8 protein-coding genes are annotated in these 6,987 nt (G+C 57.9%); all 8 read right to left on the bottom strand.

Annotated features, from left to right (window positions below; genetic code table 11):
• Positions 1–175: 175 nt before the first annotated feature.
• The gene (locus FEM54_RS20140; RefSeq protein ID WP_017139066.1) at positions 176–496 is read right to left on the bottom strand and encodes a DUF2388 domain-containing protein; all 321 of its coding nucleotides are present in this window, start codon (positions 494–496) and stop codon (positions 176–178) included.
• A 160-nt stretch (positions 497–656) separates the two neighbouring features.
• On the bottom strand, positions 657–842 hold the full coding sequence (locus FEM54_RS20135; protein WP_017139065.1) for a DUF1127 domain-containing protein: 186 nt from the start codon (positions 840–842) through the stop codon (positions 657–659).
• Between the two features lie 263 nt (positions 843–1,105).
• The gene (locus FEM54_RS20130; RefSeq protein ID WP_003214752.1) at positions 1,106–1,321 is read right to left on the bottom strand and encodes a DUF1127 domain-containing protein; all 216 of its coding nucleotides are present in this window, start codon (positions 1,319–1,321) and stop codon (positions 1,106–1,108) included.
• A 318-nt stretch (positions 1,322–1,639) separates the two neighbouring features.
• Positions 1,640–3,133: an acetyl-CoA hydrolase/transferase family protein gene (locus FEM54_RS20125; RefSeq protein WP_017139063.1), complete on the bottom strand. Its 1,494-nt coding sequence runs from the start codon at positions 3,131–3,133 to the stop codon at positions 1,640–1,642.
• A 235-nt stretch (positions 3,134–3,368) separates the two neighbouring features.
• Entirely contained in the window at positions 3,369–4,805 is a 1,437-nt protein-coding gene (locus tag FEM54_RS20120; RefSeq protein ID WP_017139062.1) for an NAD(P)(+) transhydrogenase (Re/Si-specific) subunit beta, read from the bottom strand.
• Positions 4,805–5,125, bottom strand: coding sequence for an NAD(P) transhydrogenase subunit alpha part 2 (locus tag FEM54_RS20115; protein ID WP_003220416.1), 321 nt, complete (start codon positions 5,123–5,125; stop codon positions 4,805–4,807). Before FEM54_RS20115 ends, FEM54_RS20120 begins: the two co-directional genes overlap by 1 nt.
• A gap of 15 nt (positions 5,126–5,140) precedes the next feature.
• The gene (locus tag FEM54_RS20110) at positions 5,141–6,262 is read right to left on the bottom strand and encodes a Re/Si-specific NAD(P)(+) transhydrogenase subunit alpha (protein ID WP_099550154.1); all 1,122 of its coding nucleotides are present in this window, start codon (positions 6,260–6,262) and stop codon (positions 5,141–5,143) included.
• A gap of 452 nt (positions 6,263–6,714) precedes the next feature.
• The coding region (locus FEM54_RS20105; RefSeq protein WP_240792772.1) for a LysR substrate-binding domain-containing protein at positions 6,715–6,987 on the bottom strand (273 nt) is incomplete at its 5' end.

Below are 6,987 nucleotides of genomic sequence, written 5' to 3'. Positions count from 1 at the left end.
GAAGCCAAGGGTGGCCAGCAGGCAGAAAACAACACGGGAACAATCAACAGGCGGTATGAAAAAGCCATGGGACTCGACAACTGAAAGCGAGCGCCAAGGCTAGCGCAACGCCCGGGCGAGAGCCAGTGCTGACACATTTGGTAGCGGCTGGCGCGCCCTGGCGTTTACCGGATCATCAGATGGCCAGAATCGCCTGGGCCAGTTGTGCGTCGGTCGCTGTGTTCAGTTGTGGGGCTTGTTGGCGGATCTGGGCCAGGGCGCTTTCCAGTTTCACACCACGAATGGCGCCTTCGCTGGCAACAAAGCTGGCAGCGTCGTCACGGGCGGCTTGCACGACTTTGTTGTCACGCAGGGACGACGTGGCATCGGAGCTGGCATCGGAAGTGGCTTTGAGGGCGCCGACGATCGAGTCGGTGGTCACGATAAGGCTGCTCGCGTTGGCGTTGGCGGCCAGGGCCAACAGGGTGGCAGCACTCAGCAGGCGAAGACGGGACATGGAAAAACTCCTGTAGAAGATCAAATAAAAGCGGCGCAAAGCGGCCACTGTGAAACGGACATTGCTGCGGATTAAGCATCAGACGTCCGCTCTACAAGGTTCGCCACGTAATAACGGGATCTTAAGCTGCCGCTTATCCGTTCGGAAAGCCTCTATCTGCCTAGTCACGCCAGAAAGGTTTGGACAGCTCGGCAGTACGGTCGCCCTGGCTGATGCCGGCGTCGGCTAATTCACGTGGGTCAAGTTGCGCAAGTTGGCGGCGTTCATGGGCCTGCCGCGCCCATCTGCCCAGGGCGCAAGCCATTCGAATGATCAACTGTTTGTAACGCGAGGTCTGTGTGTTCATGACGGCGGCCTTCCATGAGGTCTTGGAACACCATCTTGGGCGGCCAGCTTTTACCAATACAGATACACCAAAGTTAAATTGTACCGTCTAATTGTTATGTTATTTAAACTGTACTGGTCCTTATCTCTGGGGTCTGTTTTAGCCGTGTAAAGTTTGAAACCCGGAAACAACAAAGCCCGCCTCCGGTTTCCCGGGGCGGGCTTTGTTTTGTTAAATCAGGGTGCTGGCGGTGGACCCGGCGGGTCAGGGCCAGCGGGCGCCAATTAGCGCCAGAACGGCTTGCTCAGCTCTTCGTAGCGTTGAGCTTCGCTGATACCGGCGTCAGCCAGCAGACGCGAATCCAGACGAGCCAGTTGATGGCGGCTGGAGATGCGGCGCTGCCACAACATCAGGTTGGCGAGAACGCGCAAAGGCAGGGAAGCCTGGGTGTTTACAGCTTTTTCTTCGAAGAACAGATCGGAACTGAGTGTACGTTCCATGATGACATCCTTCCGCTTGTGGCGGGATTAGGTAGTGGTTTAACTGATGCCAATGATCCTCCTCCGACGCAAGACTCTCTAGATACAGTTCACCTGTATTGTGAGGGGCCAGTTAACTGTTTATAGCGGCTGTACTGTACGGAAATGGGGCAACTGTACCTGTCTGCACTTTATCGGTGCGAAATTGGCATTTGCGGTGGGGTTCGTAAGAGAATTCAGTAGGAAATGACCGGTACAGCAGTACAGTTTTTTCAAAATGTACGGCTGTGGTCACCGAGCTGAACAAACTGTGTTTGCATCAGCTCGGATCTGTATCAATCAAGCCTTGAGCATATGCCCGGTTTCTTCCAGGTTGATGTGCCAACTCAGTGCTTCGCGCAGGATGTGCGGAGTATGCCCACCGATCGCGCAGGCAGCGTTGAAGTAACTGTTCAGCGCATCGCGGTAAGCCGGGTGCACGCAATTGTCGATGATCACCCGTGCGCGCTCGCGTGGCGCCAGGCCACGCAGGTCAGCGAGGCCAACCTCGGTCACCAGAATGTCCACGTCATGCTCGGTATGGTCCACATGGCTGACCATCGGCACCACGCTGGAGATCGCGCCGCCCTTGGCAATCGACTTGGTGACGAAAATCGCCAGGTGCGCGTTACGCGCGAAGTCTCCGGAGCCGCCAATCCCATTCATCATCCGCGTGCCGCAGACGTGGGTGGAGTTGACGTTGCCGTAGATGTCGAACTCAAGCGCAGTGTTGATACCGATAATGCCCAGGCGCCGAACCACTTCAGGGTGGTTGGAGATTTCCTGTGGGCGCAGTACCAGCTTGTCCTTGTAGTGTTCCAGGTTACCGAACACGTCGGCGTTGCGTCGCTCCGACAAGGTGATGGAGCTGCCGGAAGCAAAGCTCAGCTTGCCCGCATCGATCAGGTCGAAGGTCGAGTCCTGCAACACTTCCGAATACATGGTCAGGTCTTCGAATGGCGATTCGATCAGGCCGCACATCACCGCGTTGGCGATGTTGCCGATCCCGGCCTGCAGCGGGCCGAGCTTGTTGGTCATGCGCCCGGCGTCGACTTCCTGCTTGAGGAAGTTGATCAGATGGTTAGCGATGCCTTGGGTGTCGGCGTCCGGTGGTGTCACGGTTGAGGCGGAGTCGGCCTGATTGGTGATCACGATGGCGACGATTTTTTCCGGCGGGATCGGAATCGCGGTACTGCCGATGCGGTCGTCGACCTTGACCAGTGGGATTGGCGTGCGCGTCGGCCGGTAGGTCGGGATATAGATGTCGTGCAGCCCTTCCAGGTTCGGGTTGTGCGCCAGGTTGATCTCGACAATCACTTGTTTGGCGAAAATCGCAAAGCTGGCCGAGTTGCCCACGGAGGTGGTGGGCACGATGTGTCCTTGTTCGGTGATCGCGACGGCTTCGATCACGGCGATGTCCGGCAACTTGAGCTGGTTGTTGCGCAGTTGCTCGACGGTTTCCGACAGGTGCTGGTCGATAAACATCACTTGGCCTGCGTTGATCGCCTTGCGCAGTGTGCTGTCGACTTGAAACGGCATGCGGCGCGACAAAACGCCGGCCTCGGTCAGTTGCTTGTCCAAGTCATTGCCCAGGCTGGCACCGGTCATCAGGGTGATTTTCAGCGGCGAAGTCTTGGCGCGTTCGGCCAGGGCGTGGGGGACGGCCTTGGCTTCACCGGCACGGGTGAAGCCGCTCATGCCGACGGTCATGCCGTCCTCGATCAGTGCGGCGGCATCTGCCGCGCTCATGACCTTGTTCAACAACGAAGGCAAGCGGATACGATCACGGTACATGAATTGTTATCTCAGGCTACGGAAGCAAGGTGGGCAGTGTAGTGATTTCAAAAAAATTCGGCCCGCTACCATGGTCGAATGCCAGGCAGCGATTTAGAGCCTTTGGTCGGGTTTCACGTGAGTACAAAGCGGAACGCCGAGCATTCCCGGATGCATTCCCACGCAGAGCTTGGGAACAATAAAAAAACCCCAGCCTACTGGAGGCCAGGGTTTCGTGTATTGCGCTGGCGCAGTGTTATTCGACGGCTTTGACCATATCTTCGATGACTTTCTTGGCATCACCGAAGACCATCATGGTCTTGTCCAGGTAGAACAGCTCGTTATCCAGACCGGCGTAGCCGCTGGCCATCGAGCGCTTGTTGACGATGATGGTCTTGGCCTTGAATGCCTCAAGGATCGGCATACCGGCAATCGGTGAGTTAGGGTCGTTCTTGGCGGCCGGGTTGACCACGTCGTTGGCGCCCAACACCAGCACCACGTCGGCCTGGCCGAACTCGGAGTTGATGTCTTCCATCTCGAACACTTGGTCGTAAGGCACTTCCGCCTCGGCCAGCAGCACGTTCATGTGCCCAGGCATACGGCCCGCTACCGGGTGGATCGCGTACTTCACGGTCACGCCACGGTGTGTCAGCTTTTCGGTCAGCTCTTTAAGGGCGTGTTGCGCCCGAGCGACTGCCAGGCCGTAGCCGGGAACGATGATCACGGTGTCGGCGTTGGTCAGCAGGAACGTGGCGTCGTCCGCCGAACCGGATTTCACCGGACGCGCTTCTTTGGAGCCTGCCGCTGCGCCGGCATCTGCTGTGTTGCCGAAGCCACCGAGCAGCACATTAAAGAAGGAGCGGTTCATTGCCTTGCACATGATGTACGACAGAATCGCGCCGCTGGAGCCCACCAGGGAGCCGGCGATGATCAGCATCGAGTTGTTCAGCGAGAAGCCGATGCCCGCCGCTGCCCAACCGGAGTAGCTGTTGAGCATCGAGACAACGACCGGCATGTCGGCGCCGCCGATCGGGATGATGATCAGCACGCCCAGCACGAAAGCCAGGGCCAGCATCAACGCGAACGCAGTGAGGTTGCCGGTGAACATGAAAGCCAGGCCCAGGCCCAGGGTTGCCAGGCCGAGCACCAGGTTCAGTTTGTGCTGGCCACCGAACTGTACCGGTGCGCCCTGGAACAGGCGGAACTTGTACTTGCCCGAGAGTTTGCCGAATGCGATCACCGAACCGGAGAAGGTAATTGCACCAATGGCTGCGCCGAGGAACAGTTCCAGGCGGTTGCCCGCAGGAATCGAGTCGCCCAGGTGTTTGACGATGCCCAAGGATTGCGGCTCGACCACGGCTGCAATCGCGATGAATACCGCCGCCAGGCCGATCATGCTGTGCATGAAGGCAACCAGCTCTGGCATCTTGGTCATTTCTACGCGCTTGGCCATGATCGAACCGGCGGTGCCGCCGATCAGCAGGCCGACGATCACGTAACCGATACCGGCTGTTGCAAGCTCAGCGCCGAGCTTGTAGATGAGGCCCACGGTCGTCAGCACCGCCAGCGCCATGCCGAGCATGCCGAACAGGTTGCCGCGTCGCGATGTGGTTGGGTGCGACAGGCCTTTGAGGGCCTGGATAAAGCAGATCGACGCGATCAAGTAGAGCGTCGTAACCAAATTCATGCTCATTACTTTGGCGCCTCTTCTTTTGCTTTCGGGGCTTTCTTCTTGAACATCTCCAGCATCCTGCGCGTGACCAGGAACCCGCCGAATACGTTAACCGCCGCCAAGGCCACGGCCAGGGTGCCCATGGTTTTACCCAGTGGTGTCACGGTGAGGGCTGCGGCGAGCATGGCGCCGACGATTACGATCGCAGAGATCGCGTTGGTCACCGCCATCAGTGGTGTGTGCAGCGCGGGTGTGACGTTCCAGACCACGTGGTAACCGACATAAATCGCCAGCACAAAGATGATCAGGTTGTAGATACCGGGGGAGATAAGCTCTTCCATCGTCTGAATCCCTGCTTAGGCGTTTTTGCGGATGACTTGGCCGTCGCGGCACATCAGGCACGCGGCGACGATGTCGTCTTCGAGGTTGATTTCAAACTGCCCTTCCTTGGTGAAGACCAGCTTCAGGAAGTCCAGCAGGTTGCGCGCATATAAAGCAGAAGCATCGGCGGCGACGGCACCGGCCAGGTTGGTCGGGCCGCAAATGGTCACGCCGTTTTCCACCACGACTTGGTCGGCGACGGTCAGTGGGCAGTTGCCACCCTGGGCGGCGGCGAGGTCGATGACCACCGAACCCGGCTTCATTTGTGCGACGGTTTCGGCACTGAGCAAGGTCGGGGCTTTGCGGCCCGGGATCAGCGCAGTAGTGATGACGATGTCCGCTTGTTTGGCGCGTTCATGCACGGCCAGGGCCTGGCGCTGCATCCAGCTCGATGGCATCGGGCGCGCGTAACCGCCGACACCGACCGCGCATTCACGCTCCTCATCGGTTTCGTAGGGCACGTCGACGAACTTGGCGCCGAGGGACTCGATCTGCTCTTTTACGGCAGGGCGCACGTCAGACGCTTCGATCACGGCACCCAGGCGTTTCGCTGTAGCGATGGCTTGCAGGCCTGCGACACCCGCGCCGAGGATCAGCACGCGCGCGGCTTTGACGGTGCCGGCGGCAGTCATCAGCATCGGCATGAAGCGTGGGTAGTGATGGGCTGCCAGCAATACGGCTTTATAGCCGGCAATGTTGGCCTGTGACGACAGCACGTCGAGGCTTTGGGCTCGCGAGGTACGTGGCGCAGCTTCGAGCGCGAAGGCGGTAATGCCTCGCTCTGCCAGCTTGGCGATGGTTTCGTTGCTGAACGGGTTGAGCATGCCCACCAACACGGTGCCGCTTTTGATCAGCGTCAGTTCGCTGTCGCTGGGGGCAACCACCTTGAGAATCAGCTCGGCGCCAAACGCGTCGCTGGCGCTGCCAATGGTTGCGCCTGCCGTTTCATAGGCACTGTCGACGATGCTGGCGGTAATGCCTGCGCCGCTTTGTACAGTGACCTTATGGCCCTGGCCGATCAGCTTCTTGATGGTTTCCGGGGTGGCAGCCACCCGCGTTTCACCGGTCTGGGTTTCGAGAGGAACACCAATGTGCACGTCAAATCTCCTGCATGATCTTTTTGCTTTTGATCTTTTTGTAAAAAGGCCAGTGCACCGTGAGGGGCGCAGCTGGGGCGGCCGATCAGCACGATCCCGCTGAAATGACAGCGGGGCGCGGCATTTTGCAGGCGAACTTTACGGCCTTCAAGGGATTATGACGGGTGACGAAAAATTAACTACAAGTCACCCTGTGACTGATTGTCGCAACATGGCAAAATAACCTCTTTAAATACAGGTGTTTAAAGGGTTTTAGAGGGTTGTAGACGGTTTTCCTATCTTTGCCGTGAATGGTCGGGCATTGGCAGCTGATAGTCGCTACAAGCCTTGTCAATCATGGCGTTAAGCTCATTTTTACGCTGAGAGGTACAGTCTTCCAAAACACGACATATAGTTACATCTGTAGGCGCTTAATTTACTTGACTACAAGGTCAATAAAATAACCTTGCCCTTTAAATGCTGGGGTTATAGCGCTGTGACTGGTCGATCAGCCAATCTCTAAACGCGTGCAGCGACGCAGATTCGACTTTTCTTTCGGGAATCATCAGGTAGTAAGCCTTTGTGCTGCTCAGCGCTTCGAGGCTTGCGATCACCAGATGCTTCTCCTCCAGCTCGCGCTGGATGAGGAAAGGCGGAATCAGCGCGATCCCCATGTCATGCATGGCTGCCTGCGACAACATCGAGAATAGCTCGTAACGCGGGCCTGTCATGTCGCGAGGTATGTT

The sequence above is a fragment of the Pseudomonas edaphica genome, from assembly GCF_005863185.1.
GTDB lineage: Bacteria > Pseudomonadota > Gammaproteobacteria > Pseudomonadales > Pseudomonadaceae > Aquipseudomonas > Aquipseudomonas edaphica.
Note: the sequence above shows the minus strand (reverse complement) of the source record. Positions and strands in the feature narration are given on the sequence as shown.